This is a genomic window from Diaphorobacter ruginosibacter, assembly GCF_040396215.1.
Lineage (GTDB): Bacteria > Pseudomonadota > Gammaproteobacteria > Burkholderiales > Burkholderiaceae_C > Diaphorobacter_A > Diaphorobacter_A ruginosibacter_A.
Window position 1 is genome coordinate 1 of record NZ_JBEBOW010000075.1, and the last position, 17,578, is coordinate 17,578.

Consider the following 17,578-nt stretch of genomic DNA (forward strand, 5'->3'; position numbering starts at 1 on the left):
GCTTTCGCTCCAACGTGTGGAACATCGGCGCGGAAGGGCAGTTCGTCATCGGCGCGGTGGCCGCGGGCGGCGTGGCGCTGCTGGCCGACAAGACCACCGGCCCGTGGATCATCGCGGTGATCCTGCTGGCGGGCGTGGTGGGCGGCATGGCGTGGGCGGGCATCGTCGCGCTGCTGCGCGACAGGTTCAACGCCAACGAAATCCTGGTCAGCCTGATGCTGGTGTATGTCGCCACGCTGCTGCTGGGCTATCTCGTCTACGGCCCGTGGAAAGACCCGATGGGCTACAACTTCCCGCAGACCAAGACGTTCGAGCGCGTCACCCAGATTCCGAGGCTGGTGCAGGGTTTTCGCATGAACATCGGCGTGATCATCAGCCTGATCGGGGCGGCGCTCCTGTGGGTTTTCCTGTTTCGCACGCGTGCGGGCTTTGCGCTGCAGGTGGGCGGCATAGCGCCCGCGGCGGCGCGCTATGCGGGCTTTTCGTCGCGCCGGGCCCTGTGGACGGCGCTGCTGGTGTCGGGGGGCGCGGCGGGACTGGCCGGCGCTCTCGAAGTGGCGGGGCCGCTGGGGCAGCTCACGCCCTACGTGCCGGCCGGCTATGGCTTCGCGGCGATCATCGTGGCCTTCGTGGGGCGGCTGCATCCGGTGGGCATGGTGTTTTCGGCGATTCTCATGAGCATGTTCTACATCGGCGGTGAACTCGCGCAGTCGCGCCTGGGGCTGCCAAAGGCGCTCACGGGCGTGTTTCAGGGCCTGCTGCTGTTCACGCTGCTGGCATGCGACACGCTGGTAGCCTACCGCATCCGCTGGGTGCAGGGCGCCGCCAGGCCCGCAGTGAAGCAAGGAGTCCGATGATGGAGTCCTACGCACTGCTTTTGGGCTCCACGCTCTCGGCGGGCACCGTGCTCGCGCTGGCCGCGCTCGGCCTGCTGATCAACGAGAAATCGGGCATCGTCAACCTCGGCGCCGAGGGCATGATGCTCTGCGCGGCCATTGCCGGTTTCGCCACGGTGGTGCACACCGGCAATACCTGGGTCGGCTTCGGCGCGGGCATGTTGACGGGCGCCTTGCTGGCGGGCGTCTTCGGCCTGCTGGTGATCTGGCTGAACACCAACCAGTATGCGACCGGGCTGGCGCTGTCGCTGTTCGGCACGGGCTTCTCCGCGTTCATCGGCCTGAACTATGTACAGGCGCGCCTGCCCGAGCTGCCGAAGTACTCGATTCCCGGGCTGGCCGATCTGCCGGTGATCGGCCAGGCGCTGTTCACGCTGCATCCCCTGGTCTATGGCACGGTGGCGATCGCCGCGGCGATGGTCTGGTTCCTGTACCGCACGCGCGCCGGACTCGTGCTGCGCGCGGTGGGCGAATCGCCCGGCTCCGCGCATGCGCTGGGATATCCGGTGCGCCGCATCCGCTTGATGGCGGTGATGTTCGGCGGCGCGATGTGCGGACTGGCGGGTGCGTACATCTCCACGGTCTATACACCGCTTTGGGTGGAGGGCATGGTCTCCGGGCGCGGCTGGATCGCGCTGGCGCTCACCACGTTCGCCACCTGGCGTCCGGCCCGGGTGCTGCTGGGCGCGTATCTTTTCGGCGGCGTCACCATGCTGCAGTTCCACTTGCAGGCCACGGGCGTGCAGATGCCCAGCCAGGTGTTGTCGATGCTGCCCTATCTGGCGACCATCGTGGTGCTGGTGCTGATTTCGCGCAATCCCGCATGGATCCGCGCCAACATGCCGGCTTCGCTGGGCAAGCCGTTTCATCCCGGTTCCTGAGCTGGGCGGCGGGCGCGATGCCCGGCTGCCGGTTTCTTTTGGTTTGAAGTTTTGACCTGAAATTCGAGGATATATCCATGAGCAATGCGAGCAAGCGTGCACTCATCAAGCTGATCGGCCTGTCGGCCGTGTCCGTCGCGGCCCTGACCGCCTGCGGCAAGAAGGAGGAAGCTCCCGCGTCCGCGGCTGCTCCCGCTGCGCCTGCTGCGGCTCCCGCGGCCGACAAGCTGAAGATCGGCTTCATGTACGTGAGCCCCATCGGCGATGGCGGCTGGACGTTCCAGCACGAACTGGGCCGCAAGGCGATCCAGGAGAAGTTCGGCGACAGGATCGAGACCTCGATGGTCGAGAGCGTGCCCGAATCCGCCGATTCCGAACGCGTGATGCGCGACATGGCGGGGCAGGGCAACAAGCTGATTTTCGCCACCAGCTTCGGCTATCAGGAGTTCGTGCAGAAGGTGGCGGCTGATCTGAAGGATGTGAGCTTCGAGCACGCCACCGGCTACAAGACGGCGGACAACGTCGCCGTGTACGACACCAAGACGTTCGAGGGCGCCTACCTGGCCGGCATCGTTGCCGGGGCGATGACCAAGACCAAGACGGTTGGCGTGGTCGCCTCCGTGCCGATTCCCGAAGTGGTCCGCAACATCAACAGCTTCGTGCTGGGCGCCCAGAGCATCGACCCCTCCATCAAGGCCAAGGTGGTATGGGTCAACGAATGGTTCGCGCCTCCCAAGGAATCCGAAGCCGCGACCAGCCTGATCAACGGCGGCGTGGACGTGATGTACCAGAACACCAACTCGCCAGCGGTGCTCAAGACCGCCGAGGAGCGCGGTGCGCGCGCATTCGGCAAGGACGGCGACATGAGCGCGTTCGCGCCCAAGGCGCATCTGGGCTCGGCCGTGATCGACTGGACTCCGTACTACACCAAGGTGGTGGAGGACAAGCTGGCCGGCAAGTGGCAGACCGGCAACTTCTGGTGGGGCGTGAAAGAGGGCGCCATCGACCTGAAGAAGATCGCCGATGACGTTCCACAGGACATCAAGGACAAGGTGGAAAAGGCCCGCGCCGGCTTGAAGGACGGCTCCTTCGCGGTGTGGACGGGGCCGATCAAGGACAACGCAGGCAAGGAAGTCCTGGCGGCCGACGCCGTGGCCGACGACGCTTTCCTTCGCGGGATCAATTTCTACGTGAACGGCATCGAGGGGTCCGTTCCGGGCACCAGGTAATTGGCGTTCAGGCCGGGAGCGGGGTGATTGATCGTTGTATGCGCATGTAAACAACAAGCCATTCAAAAATCTGTCACCGGCCGCGCCCCTGGCCTGATTTGTGCATATATTTGCAACACGCTCCGAAATGGGGATTGATGCAGCGGCTGCCCGGCTGGCCTGTCCTCCAGTTTCCCGTGCCTCCCACCATTCAACAGAGGAATCACAATGACTGATCTTCAAAAACGTTCACTGATCAAGGTCGCCGCGCTGTCCGCGGTGGCGGCGGCCGCGCTGGCTGGCTGCGGCAAGAAGGATGAAGCGCCCGCGTCCGCGCCTGCGCCCGCTCCGGAGCCCGCCGCCGCTGCGCCGGCGCCAGCAGCCGAGCCGCTGAAGATCGGCTTTGCCTACGTGGGGCCGGTGGGCGATGGCGGGTATTCCTATGCGCACGACCAGGGCCGCAAGGCGCTGGAGAAGGAGTACGGCGACAAGATCAAGACGACGTTCGTGGAAAGCGTGCCCGAGGGCGCGGACGCGGAGCGCGTGCTGCGCGATCTGGCCTCGCAGGGCAACAAGCTGATCTTCGGCACCACCTTCGGCTACATGGACGTGATCCAGAAGCTCGCGCCGGAATTCCCCGATGTGAAGTGGATGCACGCCACCGGCTACAAGACCGCTCCCAACGTCAGCACATACGATTTCCGCACCTACGAGGCGGCTTACCTGGCTGGCGTGGTGGCCGGAGCGATGACCAAGACCAATACGCTGGGCGTGGTGGGATCGGTGCCGATTCCCGAAGTGCTGCGCAACATCAACAGCTTCACCCTGGGCGCCCAGTCCACGAACCCGAACATCAAGACCAAGGTGGTCTGGGTGAACGAATGGTTCGCTCCTCCGAAGGAAACCGAGGCGGCCACGTCGCTGATCAATGGCGGCGCCGACATCCTGTTCCAGAACACCGACTCTCCGGCCGTCCTGAAGACCGCCGAGGAAAAGGGCAAGCGCGCCTTCGGCTGGGATTCCGACATGACGGCCTATGGCCCCAAGGCGCACCTTGGCTCCGCCATCTTCAAGCCCGCCGGTTTCTACGTGCAGACCGTCAAGGAAGTGCTGGACGGCACCTGGAAGAGCCAGGAAACCTGGTGGGGCGTGAAGGAGGACGCGATCGACATTGTGTCGCTGGCAGATGACGTTCCCGCGGAGGTCAAGGCCAAGCTCGATGAAGTCAAGAAGGGCCTGAAGGACGGCACGTTCGCCATCTGGAAGGGGCCGCTGCTCAGCAATGACGGCAAGGAATTGCTGGCCGCTGACAAGGTGGCCGACGATGCGTTCATGCGCGGCGTGAACTTCTACGTCAAGGGCGTGGAAGGCAAGGTGCCGGGCGGCAAGTAATTCCCTCGCTCCGCCAGGAAACAAAGGCCGCTTTCGAGCGGCCTTTGCGTCTTTGCGGCTTCCCCGGAAACGGAGCGCCTACTTGCCCAGGCGGTCGAGCAGGCTGTACCAGGCCACGCCCGCCGCGATGTACAGGCGCTGCATGCCGTGCATGGGAATCGGCTGGACCGGCGTGATCGGGAACGGGCAGGACTGCGCACCCTTGCCCGCGACCAGGGCGGCCACATGCTTGCCCAATCCCGTCGCCATGGCGATTCCGCGCCCGTTGTAGCCGAGCGCCATGGTGATGCCGGGCGCGGGCTGATGCACGTGGGGCATGAAGTCGCGCGTGATGGCGATGCGGCCCGCCCAGCGGTATTCATACTCCAGCTTGCCCAGTTGCGGGAACATCAGGGCGAGCGAGCGCTCCAGATGGGTGAAATCCTGCGCGCCCCGTGGATCGGAGAAATGGCCGCGGCCTCCCATGAGCAGCCGGCCTTGCGCATCCTTGCGGAAGTACAGCAGCAGGCGCTGCGATGTCGAGCCGGTTTCCCCCTTGTCCAGGATGCCCGCTCCCGCCGCGCCCAGGGGGCGGGTGGCGACGATGAAGCTGTTGGCCGACAGTACCGTGCGAGCCAGTCCCGGCCAGAGCCCGTCGGTATAGCCGTTGGTGCCGAGAACGACCTGCCCGGCCCTCACCTGCAGGCCCTGGGCCGTGGTGGCGACCCAGCGGCCGTCTTGGCGCACGAGGCCGGTGACGGGTGTGCCGCCATGCACGCGCACGCCCTTGCCCAGCGCGGCGCGCGCAAGGCCCCGGGCATACGCCAGCGGCTGGATGCCGCCCGCGCGGCCATCGAGCCAGCCGCCGGCGAAAGTGCTGGAGCCCATGCGCCTGGCGAGCGATGCGCGGTCGAGCATTTCGACATGCACGCCGCGCCTCTCCCATTGCCGCGCACGCGCGTGCATGCCCGCGACGGCCTCGTCGGTGTAGCCAGCCTGCAGCCAGCCGGCGCGTACCGGGGCGCAGTCGATGCCATGGCGCGATATCAGATCGAACACCAGGTCGCCCGTGCTGGAGACGGCCTCGATGAGCGCCTCGCCGCGTTCCGGGCCGAACATGCGGATCAGTTCGTCGGGGTCGTACTTGAGCGTCGGGTTGACCTGCCCGCCGTTGCGTCCCGATGCGCCCCAGCCGGGCTCATGCGCGTCCAGGACGCAGACGCTGGCGCCGGTCCCGGCAAGATGCAGCGCCGTCGAAAGCCCCGTGTAGCCAGCGCCGACCACCAGCACATCGGTGTCGGTCGATTCGGCGAGGGCCGGCGTGGGCGCGGCCGCCGGAGCGGTCGCGGCCCACAGCGAATCGGCCCTGGGGTGCGAGGAAACGGACCGCACGGAAGAGTCTGCTGTATTGGCGCTCATTCGTTCCTCCCGGCGGGAGCCTGCAGCACGCGGCGCAGAAAATCCTGCGTGCGGGCATGGACCGGCGCTCCCAGCACCTGCTTTGCGGGGCCTTCCTCGACGATGCTGCCGCTGTGCAGAAAGCACACGCGATCAGCCACTTCGCGCGCGAATCCCATTTCATGCGTCACGACGATCATGGTCATGCCTTCGTTGGCGAGCTGGCGCATCACTTCGAGCACATCGCCCACCAGTTCGGGGTCGAGTGCCGACGTGGGCTCGTCGAACAACATGGCCTCGGGCTTCATCGCCAGCGCGCGAGCGATGGCAACGCGCTGCTGCTGGCCGCCCGAGAGCTGCGGCGGCATCGCGTGGGATTTCTCGCCCAGGCCCACCTTGCGCAGCAGTTCCATGGCCTCGGCGCGGGCCTGCTCCCTGGGCTCGCGCTTGACCTGCACCGGGCCTTCCATCACGTTTTCCAGCACGGTGCGGTGCGGGAAGAGATTGAAGCGCTGGAACACCATGCCCATGCGGCGGCGCAGCAGATGGATGTTGCCCGACGTGTTGTCCACCAGTTCGCCGAAGGCGCGGACTTCTCCGCCCTGATAGGTTTCGAGGCCGTTGATGCAGCGCAGCACCGTGGACTTGCCCGAACCGGAGGGCCCGATCAGGCACACGACCTCGCCGCGCTGGACGTTCAGGCTCACGTCGTGCAGCACGCGATGGTCGCCATAGGATTTTTCGAGGTTCCTTATTTCGATCATGGCTTTCTCTTTCCTGCCCCGAACCGCTTTTCGATGCGGCGGAGAATCTCCACCAGCGGCAGGCTCATGGCCAGATACAGCAGTGCGACCAGCGTATACACGGTCATGTTCTGGAACGTCGAGGATGCGATGAGCTGGCCCGCGCGCGTCATCTCGGCCACGGTGATGGTGGAGACCAGGGACGAGTCCTTGAGCATCATGACCAGCGTGTTGCCATAGGGCGGCAAGGCAATGCGGAATGCCTGCGGCAGGATCACGCGGCGCATCAGCATGGCGGGGCGCATGCCCATGGCGAGCGCGGCCTCGCGCTGGCCGGGATCGACGGCCTCGATGCCCGCGCGGAAGTTCTCGGCCTGGTAGGCCGAGTACGCGATCCCCAGCCCGATCACACCCGCCTGGAATGCCGAGAGCTGGATGCCGAAATCGGGCAGCACGAAGTAGATGTAGAAGAGCTGCACGATGATGGGCAGCCCGCGGATGACGTTGACCACCGTCGAGGCGGCGATCGAGATGGCCTTGATGGGCGAGAGCTTGCCCAGCGCGAGAACCAGTCCGATGACGCTGGAGAGCAGGAACGACAGCACGGTGACCTGCACCGTGACGATCGCCCCCTTCAGCAGGATCGGCAGGAAGTCGCGCGAATGCTCGAGGAATTCTTGCATGGAACTGTGTGGTGCCTGCCGGGAATCAGATGCCCCATTTCTTGACGATCTGCGCGAGCGTGCCGTCGGCCTTGATCGTTGCGATGGCCTTGTTCACGCGGTCGAGCGTTTCGGTGTCGCCCTTGCGAACGATCAGGCAGACATCGCTGACGTTGGTTGACTTGTAGCCGTTGGCCATCTTCACGCCCTTGAAGGCTTTCTGCTCGATCTGATAGAGCATGATCGGCTGGTCGCCCACGCCGGCCTTGATGCGGCCGAGCGCCAGATCGCGCGTCATGTCGGCCACCGAGTCGTAGGTGCGCACTTCCTTGAAGATGCCCTTTTTCTGCAGCATGTCCACAAAGACGGTGCCGACCTGCGCGCCCACGATCTCGCCCTTGAGCCCGTCGAGCGTCGGGTAGTCGCGGTTGTCGTCCGCCTTGACCATCAGGCCTTCGCCGTAGGAGTAGACCGGTTCGCTGAAATCCACCACCTGCTGGCGAGCCTCGGTCTTGAGCATGGCCGCCGAGATGATGTCGATCTTGCTGGAAGTGAGCGAGGGAATCAGCGCCGAGAACACGGTTTGCTGCACGTTCACCTGGAAGCCGCCGGCCTTGGCCACGGCCTGGACGGTGTCCACCATCATGCCTTGAATGTTGTTGGTCTTGATGTCCAGGAAGGTGAACGGAATGCCGGTGGCGGTGGCTCCCACGTTGTAGCTGGCGGGAGCGGCTCCTTGCGCTGCCGCGAAGGACAGCGTCGTGGCCGCGCAAAGTCCGAGGGCAACGCGGATGGCGGGGCGGAAGAAGGATTGCATGTGAAGACTCCTGTGACGATGGGGTGGATGGGAACCGAATGGATTCGCAGGATGCGAGCGGCCTTCCGTAGAACTTGCCGTGCTAGCCGGTAAGCAAGAACCATGCAATGATTGATTTCAATGAATCTAAAATAAATAGGTAAAAACCACTAATAGATATTTAAATATCGATATTCGATACATTTGATGCAGCGTTAGACTTTGATCATGAACAAATCAAATGCGCACGATGACGAACCGAACCCCTTGTTCAATCAGTCGCTTGAGAAGGGGCTGGCGGTTCTTTGCGCCTTCAGCGCCCAGCGCCGCAGCATGACGTTGGGCGACCTGGCCGAGGCGGCCGACATCAGCAAGAGCTCGGCGCAGCGCATGGTGTTCACGCTGGAGCAACTGGGCTTCGTGCGCAAGCACCCGCGCACGCGGCGCTACCAGCTCACGCCGCACGTCATGCGCGTGGGCTACAACTACATCGCCGCCAATCCCGTCATCGACCTGGCCAACCCCTATCTGGCGGAACTGACCAACGCCACGACGGAGACCACGTGCCTGACGGAGGCGGACGGGCTGGAGATGGTATATGTGGCCCGCTTCGTCAGCGCCCAGTTCGTGCCCGTCCACATGCCCATAGGAAGCCGCATTCCCATGTACTGCACCGCATCGGGCAGGGCCTGGCTGGCGGCCTTGCCCGATGAGGAAGCGCTCGCGCTGCTGCGCGCCAGCGACCGGCCCGCGCATACGCGTTTCACCATCACCGATGAGGGCGCCCTGATGCGTGAGCTCAACGAGACACGCCAGCGCGGCTATGCCGTCAACCGGGAGGAGCTGTTTCTGGGCGACATGACGCTTGGCGCTCCCGTGCTGGGCAGCCGTGGGCGTCCCGTGGCGGCGGTGCACATCGTCGCGCCCACCAGCCGCTGGACGCTGGAGGAGGCGGAGAGCCGCCTGGGCCCGTCGCTCCTGGCATGCGCCCGCTCGCTGAGCAATTCCGTGCGCGCACTGGATTAGCGCAGCGCACGGCGGTCGGCACCAAACCGGGGACGCGCTGACACGCGGGCATCCGGCTTTCAATCATTCAACATCGAAAGGAATTCAGATCATGGGTATTCAGGTCATCTCGCGCGACACGGCAGTGTCCAGCCTGAAAAGCAGCGGACCGGTCGCGGTCCCGCTGAGCGAGCCGGCATGCCAGATCCGGGGCATGGACGTGTCCATCGCCGGCCGGCCCGGTTGCGACACCGGTTTCTGGGAGTGCTCGCAGGGGCGGTTCAGGCGCCAGGTCGAGACCGGCGAAGTGATGTACATCCTCGAAGGATCGGGCTCGTTCACGCCCGACGGGCAAGGACAGGCGGCCATCGAGTTCAAGGCGGGCGACACGCTGTTCTTTCCCCCGATGACACTGGGCGTGTGGCATATCCGCGAGCAGGTGCGAAAGCTGTACGTCATGGTGTAGGAAGACGCCGCGTGGCGCGATCGGCCCGGCATGTTGCTCGGAGATACGGCGCATTCCTGGCTCGTTTCCTGCTCCTGGCGTAAGATTCCAGGCATGCGCCAAGGCCGCCCACGGGCGGCCTTGGCCGTTGTTGAATGCCGGAATCTCAGAACAATCCACCCATGATCGAAACATCCCTCTGGCACCCCGTTGCCCAGTCGCCCGAAGTGGTGGCCGACAAACCGCTGCCCGTGCAATTGCTGGAGCAGTCCCTGGTGCTTTGGCGCAATGCCGAGGGCGCCATGCAGGCGTTCGTGGACCGCTGCCCGCATCGGGGCGCGCGCCTGTCGATGGGGCGCATCGAGCAGGGGCGTCTCGAATGCCCTTATCACGGCTGGCAATTCGCGGCCGGCGGGCAGTGCGTGAAGGTTCCCGCGGTGCCCGACTTCGTGCCGCCGCCCTCGCAATGCGTGAAATCGTTCGCCGCGAGGGAAGCGTATGGACTGGTGTGGGTGCGCCTTGACGGCGCGGAGGCCGGCGACCTGCCCCTGTTCGCCGCCGAGGCCGATGGGCATCTGCGCAAGGTGAACTGCGGCCCGTATGACGTGGCCGCGAGCGCGCCGCGCATCATCGAGAATTTCCTCGACATGTCGCACTTCGGCTTCGTGCATGAAGGCTGGCTTGGCAGCCGCGACGCAACGGCCATCGCCGCCTACAAGGTTGAGCCAACGCCGACGGGCGTGCTGGCCACGGGCTGCAAGGCCGTGCAGCCGCAATCGAACCTGCACTCGACGGCCGCGGCGCAGGTGGAGTACACCTACGAAGTGACCGCGCCCTACGCGGCGGTGCTCTGCAAGGTCCCGCAGGAGGGCACATCGAAGCAGGGCTGGCGTGAATCGATCGGCCTGTTCATCTGTCCGGTCACGCCCGATACTTCGCGCGTGTGGTTCCGGCTGGCGGTGGCCGATTTCGACTCGAGCGACGAGCAGTTGAGGGATTTCCAGCATACTATTTTCGTGCAGGACCAGCCGGTGCTGGAGTCGCAGATGCCCAAGGCGCTGCCGCTCGACCCCCGGGCCGAAATGCACTCGGCCGCTGACCGCATGTCCTCCGCCTATCGCCGCTACCTGAAGGCCGGCGGCATCGCCTTTGGAGTTTGCTGACCATGACGTTCCAGATCCCCGCCATCGATCCCTCGCGCCTGCCGCAACTGCTGCAGGCCATGCCCAAGGCCGAACTGCACATGCACATCGAGGGTTCGCTCGAGCCCGAAATGATCTTCGCGCTGGCCCGGCGCAACGGTGTGGAACTGGCCTATGGCAGCGTAGAGGAACTGCGCCAGGCCTATGCGTTCACCGATCTGCAGAGCTTTCTCGACATCTACTACGCCGGCGCCAGCGTGCTGCTCCAGGAGCAGGACTTCTATGACATGGCGCGCGCGTATCTCGACCGGGCAGTGGCCGACAACGTGGTGCGCGCTGAAATTTTCTTCGACCCGCAAACGCATACCGCACGCGGCGTGGCGATGGAAACCGTGATCAACGGACTGCATCGCGCCTGCGTCGATGCCGGGCGCGAGCAAGGCATCTCGGCCGCGCTGATACTGTGCTTCCTGCGCCATTTGAGCGAGGAGTCGGCGATGCGGACGCTCGAGGAGGCGCTGCCGTTGCGCGACAAATTCATCGGCGTGGGGCTGGATAGCAGCGAAGTGGGGCATCCGCCGGAAAAATTCGCGCGTGTTTTCGCCCGCGCGAGCGAGCTGTCCCTGCATTTGGTGGCGCATGCGGGCGAGGAGGGGCCGCCCGCATACATCTGGAGCGCGCTCGACGTGCTGGGTGTCGAGCGGATCGACCACGGCGTGCAGGCGGTGCACGACGGACGGCTCATGCAGCGGCTGGCGAAAGACCGCGTCGCGCTGACGGTGTGTCCGCTCTCCAATGAGAAGCTGTGCGTGTTCCCCGCGCTTGCCGATCACAACATCAGGCAGTTGCTCGACGCGGGGCTGGCGGTCACGGTGAACTCGGACGACCCGGCCTATTTCGGCGGCTACGTGAACACCAATTTCACGCGCTTGTTCGAGCAGGTGCCCGGCCTGAGCGCGCGGCACGCCTGGCTGCTGGCGCTCAACAGTATCGATGCGAGCTTTGCGCCTGACGCGGACAAGCGCAGGTGGCGCGAGCAGTTGCACGAGTGCTTCGAGCAGGCCGCGCGGGCGCTGTGAACGCAGCCCTCAGAACGTGTTTACGATCTCCAACGCGGCTGCGTAGAGATCGTAAACACGTTCTCAGTCAACGGGCGTGAAGACGATCAGGATCAGCCGCGCCCGGCCCGATCCTTCGTTGGCGAAGCGGTGCTCCGAATCCATGGAGAGCACGACCGTGTCGCCCGCGCGCAGCAGCACGCTTTGCGCCGCTGCATGGACGCGCACGACGCCTTTGAGTATGTAGAACATCTCGCGCGTGCCGCCCCGGTGCGCGGCAAAGCGGCTCGACTCCGCGCCCGCCGGCATGTCGTATTGCACGACGGAAAGCCCCGGCGCGGGGCGGGCGAGGGCGGTGCGCTCAACACCCGTGTCCTCATGCACGATGCGCTGGTGGGCATGGGCGCGCGTGACCCGCGGGCCTTCAGTTTCCCGCAGCAGCTCGCCGATGTCGCAGCCCAGTCCGCGCGCAATCGCCATGGCGTTGCGCAGGCTGGCGCCCAGCAGGCCGCGCTCCACGCGCGACAACGTGCCGGGCGAGACGCCGCTGGCTTGCGCCAGCTGATCGAGCGTGAAGCCGAGCTGAGCCCGCCGCGCGCGCACGCACAGGCCGAACAGCAGGTCCGCATCGGCCTCATCGGAAATGGGGGGCGGATTCATGCGTTGAAAATTTTCCTGATCGCAAATAAGATTGCGGATAAGAAAATTTTAATCCGAACGGAAACAAAAGACCATGCCGCTTTTCTGGAGCGCCTTGCCGGTGCTGGCCGTGATCGCGGCGTTGCTGCTGGGCATGCGTTCGCTGCATGCGGCGATGGCCGGAGTGGTGCTGTCCGCCATCGGCATGGCGTTGGCCTTTCCCTTGGGCGCGGACGCCGCCATGCAGGCGGTGATGGCATGGCTGCCGGTCATGGTGGAGGTGTTGCTGATCGTGGGTGGCGGGCTGCTGCTGTCCGAGGCGCTGCGCGCGGCGGGCGCGCAGAAGGCGCTGGCGCAATGGATACTGGGGCAGACGGGCCATGGCGTCGGCGCGGTGCTTCTGGTGGTGCATGGCGTGACGCCGTTTACCGAATCGCTGACCGGCTTCGGCATCGGCATCACCATCGGCATTCCGCTGCTGGTGCATTGCGGCCTGCCCGCGCGCAAGGTCGCGGTGATCGGTTTGCTCGGGCTGTGCGCCGTGCCATGGGGCTCGATGGGGCCGGGCACGTTGATCGCGGCGACGATGGCGGGCCTGCCGCTCGATGCGCTCGGGCTGGCGTCTGCCTATGTGAGCGTGATTCCGTTCGTGGTGACCGGAGTGGTCGCTGCCTGGATGGCGAGCCCCGCGGGCGAACGCCCGCGGGCGGTCATGCAGGGGGCGCTGTCCGGCTTGCTGCTGACCGTGGCCGTGGGCTTTTTCAACGCCACCGTCGGCACTCCTCCGGCGGGCGCTCTGGGCGCGCTGGCGATGGTGGTGCTGCATCTGTGGTTGGGAAGGCGCGCGGCCCGGCCGGCGGGGCTTGCGGCGCTCGAGCCGCTGGGCCGCCGCGCGCTCTGCGCATACGGCGTCCTGTTGGCGGGCGTGCTGCTGGCCGGGGTGGCCGTGCGCGTCCTGCATTTGCCCGCGGCATGGCGCATGCTGGCTTCACCCGCGCTGTGGCTGTTCATGGCGACGGTTTTCTTCACTCGTTCCATTCCGCCGAGGCGGGTCCTTGGCGGCGCGTTCCGCTCGTGGATGCTGGTGGCTCCGGTCACGGGGCTGTTCATCGCCATGGGCGTGATGATGGCTGTCTCGGGCATGGCCGCGCAGTTGGCGCATGCGCTGGCCTCCGGCGGGCGGTGGTATCTGTTCGCCGCGCCGTTCGTGGGCGCGTTGGGAGGTTTCGTCACCGGCTCCAACGCGGGGGCGAATGCGATGTTCGCGGCAACCCAGGCGGAAATCGCCCAGGCGTTGAACGTGTCCGTGCTCCCCTTCATGGCGGTGCACAACGTGAGCGCGGCGCTGCTGCTCATGGGTTCGCCGGGCAAGATCGAGATGGCATGCCAGCTGGCGCCGCCGCAGGCTCTGACCGAGCGGCGCTGGATTCAACTGGCGGTGCTGGCCATCGATCTGTTCGCGGTGGCGCTGATGGCCGTGATCAACCTTTTCCTGTGAGCGCTCCGTCTTCGGGCGTGCGCAGGATGGCGCGCACCGGCGATGCATCGCAGGTGACGAGCTTGAGCGGCAGCGCGATCAGCTCGTAGTCGCCTTCCGGGACGTCGTCGAGCACCAGGTTTTCGAGCACGCGCATGCCGCGGCGGCGAATGACCTGGTGGCTGTCGAGCGTCGTGCTCGAGGCGGGATCGATGCTGGCGGAGTCGATGCCGATCAGCTTTACACCCAGATCGGCCAGGCGCTCCAGGGTTTGCGGCGCGTATGCGGCCAGATCAGGGTCCCAGCGGTCCACCGGCATCCGCTGGCAGGTGCGCACCAGCATGCGCTCGGGCAGTCCGGCGAGCGCGTGAGCGATGTGTTCCCACTGGATCAACGGTCCGCAGCCAATGGCGTGGATCACGCGGCAGGGGCCTATGTAGGCCTGCAGCGGCAGCTCGCCGATCGCCGCGCCGCCGGGCTCATAGTGCAGCGGCGCATCGGCGTGCGTGCCGATATGGGGCGAGAGCGTGATCGTCGCCACGTTCACCGGGCAATCCGGCGAGATGGTGGCGCTCCATTCCTGCACATATTCGGAGTCCCCCGGGAATACGGGCGTTGCGCTGTGCACGGGCGCGGAGATATCCCAGATGCGCCGCTGGCCGGGTCCGGCTGGGTTGCCGCTGGTCATGAGCCGTTCCTTTCTACAGGATGAAGCCGTCGGACAGGGGCGGCAGTTGCCTGCGGGCGCGGGCGCGAATGCAGGCGTCGGAGCCCGCTTCGAATTCGCGGCACGGCGATGGCCGCCACTCATAGATTCCGCAAGCGGCCCTGGTTCCCACCGTGCCCGTGAGCGCGGCGCAGCGTGGCGCGGCATGGTCGGTGCCGCGCATGCGGGCGGTGCCGTCCGTGACGGCAACCACCAGGCCGTCCGGAACATGGCCCCCGCGCTCCTGTGTTTCCTCGACCGAGAAATCGACACGGAAACTGGCGCAGCATGCGCCGCAAGTCAGGCAGGGGTGAAGGGAGGGCATGTTGAAAATCCGCGAGGGAAGTGGATTTTGCCGCAGATCGGGGCCGGCATGAGAGAAATCCGGGGCGTCTTCCTGGTACGGCGCACAGGGGCACTCGGTTAAAACAATGACCTCGGCTCCAGTCTCTTTTAGAATGAGAATTAAACCTATTCAGGATCAAACAGTACGACATGCGAGTTCAGCCTCAAGAAAGTAGCGGCCAGCCCATCGCTGGCGCGTCAGCCGCGGTATCGCCCGGCGTCGGATTGGATGCCTTGCCGCGCCGCCGCGATGCCACGGTGCTCGGCCTGCGCGCCGCCGCCAACGAGCGGGAGCGGGAGCTGATTCTGCGCTTGATGGAGATCGGCTTCCTGCCGGGCGAGTCCGTGCGCGTGCTGGCAACGGGGTTCCCGGGCGCGGATCCCCTGGCGGTTCGCGTGGGACAGGCGACCTTCGCGCTGCGCCGCGACGAGGCCGCATTCGTGCTGGTCGATCCGGCCCATTGAAGAAATGATGAACAGAGTAGAAAGCGAGGGGAGCAGCAGATGAGCAGCGCAACGACCACCACAGCGCCGGGAGATTCGGCAGGCGCGCCGCTGCACATAGCACTGCTGGGCAATCCCAACTGCGGCAAGACCGCCTTGTTCAACCTGATGACCGGCGCGCGCCAGAAGGTCGCCAATTACGCGGGCGTGACCGTGGAGCGCAAGGAAGGCTGGTTCACCACCACTGGCGGCAAGCGCGTGCGCATGCTGGATCTGCCGGGAGCCTACAGCCTGCATGCGCAAAGCCTGGACGAGGCGGTGACGCGCGACGTGCTGCTGGGCCGCCGCGCGGGCGAGCCCCTGCCGGAGCTGGTCGCATGCGTGACGGATGCCACCCATCTGCGGCTCAACCTGCGCCTCGTGCTGGAGGCGCGCAATCTCGGCCTGCCCATGGTGCTGGTGCTCAACATGAGCGACATGGCCAGGAAGCAGGGCATCGAGATCGACGAGGAGATCCTGTCGCGCGAATTGGGCATTCCGGTGATTTCCACCGTGGCGGTGAAGAGCGACGGCGCGCAGGAACTGCTCAAATGGATAGACGCGGGGCAGTTCAAGAGCGCCGTGCCCGCGCGCGGGCAGGAGCCGCAGGGCGATGCCCAGCAGCGCGTCCTGGCGCTGCACGCCGAGGTGCGCCGCATTCTCGATCTGGCGGTGAAGGCGCCATCGGTTCAACTGGCGCGCGATGACCGCATCGACGCCATCGTGCTGCACCCCGTGTGGGGGCTGGTGCTGCTGGCGGCGCTCCTGTTCCTGATCTTCCAGGCCGTGTTCGCATGGGCCGAAGTGCCGATGGATTTCATCGACGGAACCACCGCATCGGCCGCCGAATGGCTGAACGAGCATATGGCCGACGGGCCGCTGCGCAGCCTGCTTGCCGATGGCGTCATCGCGGGCGCCGGCGGCGTGATCGTGTTCCTGCCGCAGATCCTGATCCTGTTCTTCTTCATCCTGGTGCTGGAGGATTCCGGCTATCTGCCGCGCGCGGCGTTCCTGCTGGACCGCATGATGGGCACCGTGGGCCTGTCGGGCCGCTCGTTCATCCCGCTGCTCTCCAGCTTTGCCTGCGCCATTCCGGGCGTCATGGCCGCGCGCTCGATTCCGAGCTGGCGCGACCGCCTGGTCACGATCATGATCGCGCCCCTGATGACCTGCTCGGCGCGTCTTCCCGTGTACGCGCTGCTCATCGGGGCGTTCATCCCCGAGCGCACGATCGCGGGACTTTTCAATCTGCAGGGGCTGGTGCTGTTCGCGCTCTACGTCGCGGGCATCGTGAGCGCGATGGCCGTGGCCTTCGTAGCCAAGCGCTTCGGCGCGCGCCAGGGACGCGCTGCCTTGATGATGGAGCTGCCCGCCTATCGCCTGCCGAGCATCCGCAGCCTGCTGATCGGACTGTACGAGCGCGCCGTCATCTTCCTCAAGCGCGTGGGCGGCATCATTCTGGCGCTGACCATCGTGCTGTGGTTCCTGTCGTCCTTCCCGGGCGCTCCGGAGGGCGCCACCGAACCGGCCATCACCTACAGCCTGGCGGGCCGCATAGGCGAGGCCATGGCGCTCATCTTCGCGCCGATCGGCTTCAACTGGCAGATCTGCATTGCGCTCGTTCCCGGCATGGCGGCGCGCGAAGTGGCGGTGAGCGCGCTCGGCACGGTGTATGCGCTGGCTGCTTCCGGCGACGACACGGCGGCCCAGCTCGGCCCGCTGATCGCGGGCCAGTGGTCGCTGGCGACCGCGCTGTCGCTGCTGACGTGGTTCATTTTCGCGCCGCAATGCCTTGCGACGCTGGCAACCGTACGCCGCGAAACCAACAGCTGGCGCTACGTGGCGATCATGGCAGCCTATCTTTTCGGGCTGGCATACATCGCATGTTTCATCGTCTACCACATCGCCGTGGCGATGGGCGCGGGCTGAGGCCGTCCCGCCCGCTCGTGTCGAAGAGGAGGACCGTTTCATGACACAGTCACTCATCGTGGCGTTGATCATCGCCGTCGCGGCGCTTTATCTGCTGTGGCGCTACATGCCGCAGAAGTGGCGCAACCCGCTCGGCCGCATCAACCCGAAGCTCGCGCAGGTGTCGGGTTGCGGCAGCGGCTGCAGCAGCTGCTCGAGCGATGGCGACAAGGCGGGCGGCGCGTGCTCGAGCGGCGGCGCCAATCCGGACGCGCCCGACTCCAGGCCGCTGGTCTTCCACAGGAACGTGGATTCCGGCAAGTCCTGACACGCGGCGGACCGCCGGACAAAACACAAAGGCCCTGCTCGCGCCCGAGCAGGGCCTTTGTTTCTTGGAGAAGGCGCGGGTCTTAGA

19 protein-coding genes are annotated in these 17,578 nt (G+C 65.9%); 12 read left to right on the plus strand and 7 right to left on the minus strand.

The features are described from left to right. The 4 genes from ABWP92_RS10615 to ABWP92_RS10630 all read left to right on the plus strand — a co-directional run. Positions 1 to 857: ABC transporter permease (locus ABWP92_RS10615; RefSeq protein ID WP_353235345.1), on the plus strand; the 857-nt coding region annotated here is incomplete at its 5' end. After that, a complete protein-coding gene (locus tag ABWP92_RS10620) occupies positions 857 to 1,777 on the plus strand; it encodes an ABC transporter permease (RefSeq protein WP_353235346.1) in 921 nt (306 codons plus the stop codon). The genes ABWP92_RS10615 and ABWP92_RS10620, both read left to right, overlap by 1 nt. A 77-nt stretch (positions 1,778 to 1,854) precedes the next feature. Next, positions 1,855 to 3,006, plus strand: coding sequence for a BMP family ABC transporter substrate-binding protein (locus tag ABWP92_RS10625; RefSeq protein WP_353235347.1), 1,152 nt, complete (start codon positions 1,855 to 1,857; stop codon positions 3,004 to 3,006). A 207-nt stretch (positions 3,007 to 3,213) separates the two neighbouring features. Continuing rightward, entirely contained in the window at positions 3,214 to 4,377 is a 1,164-nt protein-coding gene (locus tag ABWP92_RS10630; protein ID WP_353235348.1) for a BMP family ABC transporter substrate-binding protein, read from the plus strand. Positions 4,378 to 4,455: 78 nt separating this feature from the next. Here the strand turns inward: ABWP92_RS10630 and ABWP92_RS10635 are convergent, their stop codons facing one another. Genes ABWP92_RS10635 through ABWP92_RS10650 form a run of 4 tightly spaced genes read right to left on the minus strand, consistent with a single transcriptional unit; the run spans position 4,456 to position 7,976 of the window. Then, on the minus strand, positions 4,456 to 5,775 hold the full coding sequence (locus ABWP92_RS10635) for an NAD(P)/FAD-dependent oxidoreductase (protein WP_353235349.1): 1,320 nt from the start codon (positions 5,773 to 5,775) through the stop codon (positions 4,456 to 4,458). Next, on the minus strand, positions 5,772 to 6,518 hold the full coding sequence (locus ABWP92_RS10640) for an amino acid ABC transporter ATP-binding protein (protein ID WP_353235350.1): 747 nt from the start codon (positions 6,516 to 6,518) through the stop codon (positions 5,772 to 5,774). The genes ABWP92_RS10635 and ABWP92_RS10640 overlap by 4 nt, the downstream gene beginning before the upstream one ends. Then, positions 6,515 to 7,180, minus strand: coding sequence for an ectoine/hydroxyectoine ABC transporter permease subunit EhuD (ehuD, locus tag ABWP92_RS10645; RefSeq protein ID WP_353235351.1), 666 nt, complete (start codon positions 7,178 to 7,180; stop codon positions 6,515 to 6,517). The genes ABWP92_RS10640 and ehuD overlap by 4 nt, the downstream gene beginning before the upstream one ends. A gap of 25 nt (positions 7,181 to 7,205) precedes the next feature. Then, entirely contained in the window at positions 7,206 to 7,976 is a 771-nt protein-coding gene (locus tag ABWP92_RS10650) for an ABC transporter substrate-binding protein (protein ID WP_353235352.1), read from the minus strand. Between the two features lie 207 nt (positions 7,977 to 8,183). On the opposite strand from ABWP92_RS10650, the gene ABWP92_RS10655 reads away from it, so the two are divergent. From ABWP92_RS10655 to ABWP92_RS10670, 4 genes are all read left to right on the plus strand, one after another. Then, positions 8,184 to 8,981: an IclR family transcriptional regulator gene (locus tag ABWP92_RS10655; protein WP_353235353.1), complete on the plus strand. Its 798-nt coding sequence runs from the start codon at positions 8,184 to 8,186 to the stop codon at positions 8,979 to 8,981. 91 nt (positions 8,982 to 9,072) lie between these two features. Further along, positions 9,073 to 9,426, plus strand: coding sequence for a cupin domain-containing protein (locus tag ABWP92_RS10660; RefSeq protein WP_353235354.1), 354 nt, complete (start codon positions 9,073 to 9,075; stop codon positions 9,424 to 9,426). A 161-nt stretch (positions 9,427 to 9,587) separates the two neighbouring features. Continuing rightward, on the plus strand, positions 9,588 to 10,568 hold the full coding sequence (locus ABWP92_RS10665; RefSeq protein WP_353235355.1) for an aromatic ring-hydroxylating dioxygenase subunit alpha: 981 nt from the start codon (positions 9,588 to 9,590) through the stop codon (positions 10,566 to 10,568). A 2-nt stretch (positions 10,569 to 10,570) separates the two neighbouring features. Beyond that, the gene (locus ABWP92_RS10670; protein WP_353235356.1) at positions 10,571 to 11,626 is read left to right on the plus strand and encodes an adenosine deaminase; all 1,056 of its coding nucleotides are present in this window, start codon (positions 10,571 to 10,573) and stop codon (positions 11,624 to 11,626) included. A 63-nt stretch (positions 11,627 to 11,689) separates the two neighbouring features. On the opposite strand, the gene ABWP92_RS10675 is transcribed toward ABWP92_RS10670, so the two are convergent. Beyond that, positions 11,690 to 12,265 (minus strand): helix-turn-helix domain-containing protein, encoded by a 576-nt coding sequence (locus ABWP92_RS10675; RefSeq protein ID WP_353235357.1) that lies wholly within the window; start codon positions 12,263 to 12,265, stop codon positions 11,690 to 11,692. Between the two features lie 73 nt (positions 12,266 to 12,338). On the opposite strand from ABWP92_RS10675, the gene ABWP92_RS10680 reads away from it, so the two are divergent. Next, positions 12,339 to 13,742, plus strand: coding sequence for an L-lactate permease (locus tag ABWP92_RS10680; RefSeq protein WP_353235358.1), 1,404 nt, complete (start codon positions 12,339 to 12,341; stop codon positions 13,740 to 13,742). Here the strand turns inward: ABWP92_RS10680 and kynB are convergent. Both kynB and ABWP92_RS10690 read right to left on the minus strand, forming a co-directional pair. After that, the gene (gene kynB / locus ABWP92_RS10685; protein ID WP_353235359.1) at positions 13,726 to 14,409 is read right to left on the minus strand and encodes an arylformamidase; all 684 of its coding nucleotides are present in this window, start codon (positions 14,407 to 14,409) and stop codon (positions 13,726 to 13,728) included. The two genes, ABWP92_RS10680 and kynB, sit on opposite strands and share 17 nt — an antisense overlap. Positions 14,410 to 14,422: 13 nt before the next feature. Then, the gene (locus ABWP92_RS10690) at positions 14,423 to 14,752 is read right to left on the minus strand and encodes a YkgJ family cysteine cluster protein (RefSeq protein ID WP_353235360.1); all 330 of its coding nucleotides are present in this window, start codon (positions 14,750 to 14,752) and stop codon (positions 14,423 to 14,425) included. Between the two features lie 170 nt (positions 14,753 to 14,922). Here ABWP92_RS10690 and ABWP92_RS10695 point away from each other — a divergent pair, with 170 nt between their 5' ends. The 3 genes from ABWP92_RS10695 to ABWP92_RS10705 are packed head-to-tail and all read left to right on the plus strand — an operon-like array spanning position 14,923 to position 17,491. Further along, positions 14,923 to 15,237 carry a FeoA family protein gene (locus ABWP92_RS10695; protein ID WP_353235361.1) on the plus strand — a complete coding sequence of 105 codons (315 nt, stop codon included), beginning with the start codon at positions 14,923 to 14,925 and terminating at the stop codon, positions 15,235 to 15,237. Positions 15,238 to 15,276: 39 nt separating this feature from the next. Beyond that, entirely contained in the window at positions 15,277 to 17,184 is a 1,908-nt protein-coding gene (gene feoB, locus ABWP92_RS10700; RefSeq protein WP_353235362.1) for a ferrous iron transporter B, read from the plus strand. A 40-nt stretch (positions 17,185 to 17,224) separates the two neighbouring features. Beyond that, complete coding sequence (locus tag ABWP92_RS10705; protein WP_353235363.1) at positions 17,225 to 17,491, plus strand: hypothetical protein; 267 nt, start codon at positions 17,225 to 17,227, stop codon at positions 17,489 to 17,491. The last annotated feature ends 87 nt before the right edge of the window (positions 17,492 to 17,578 follow it).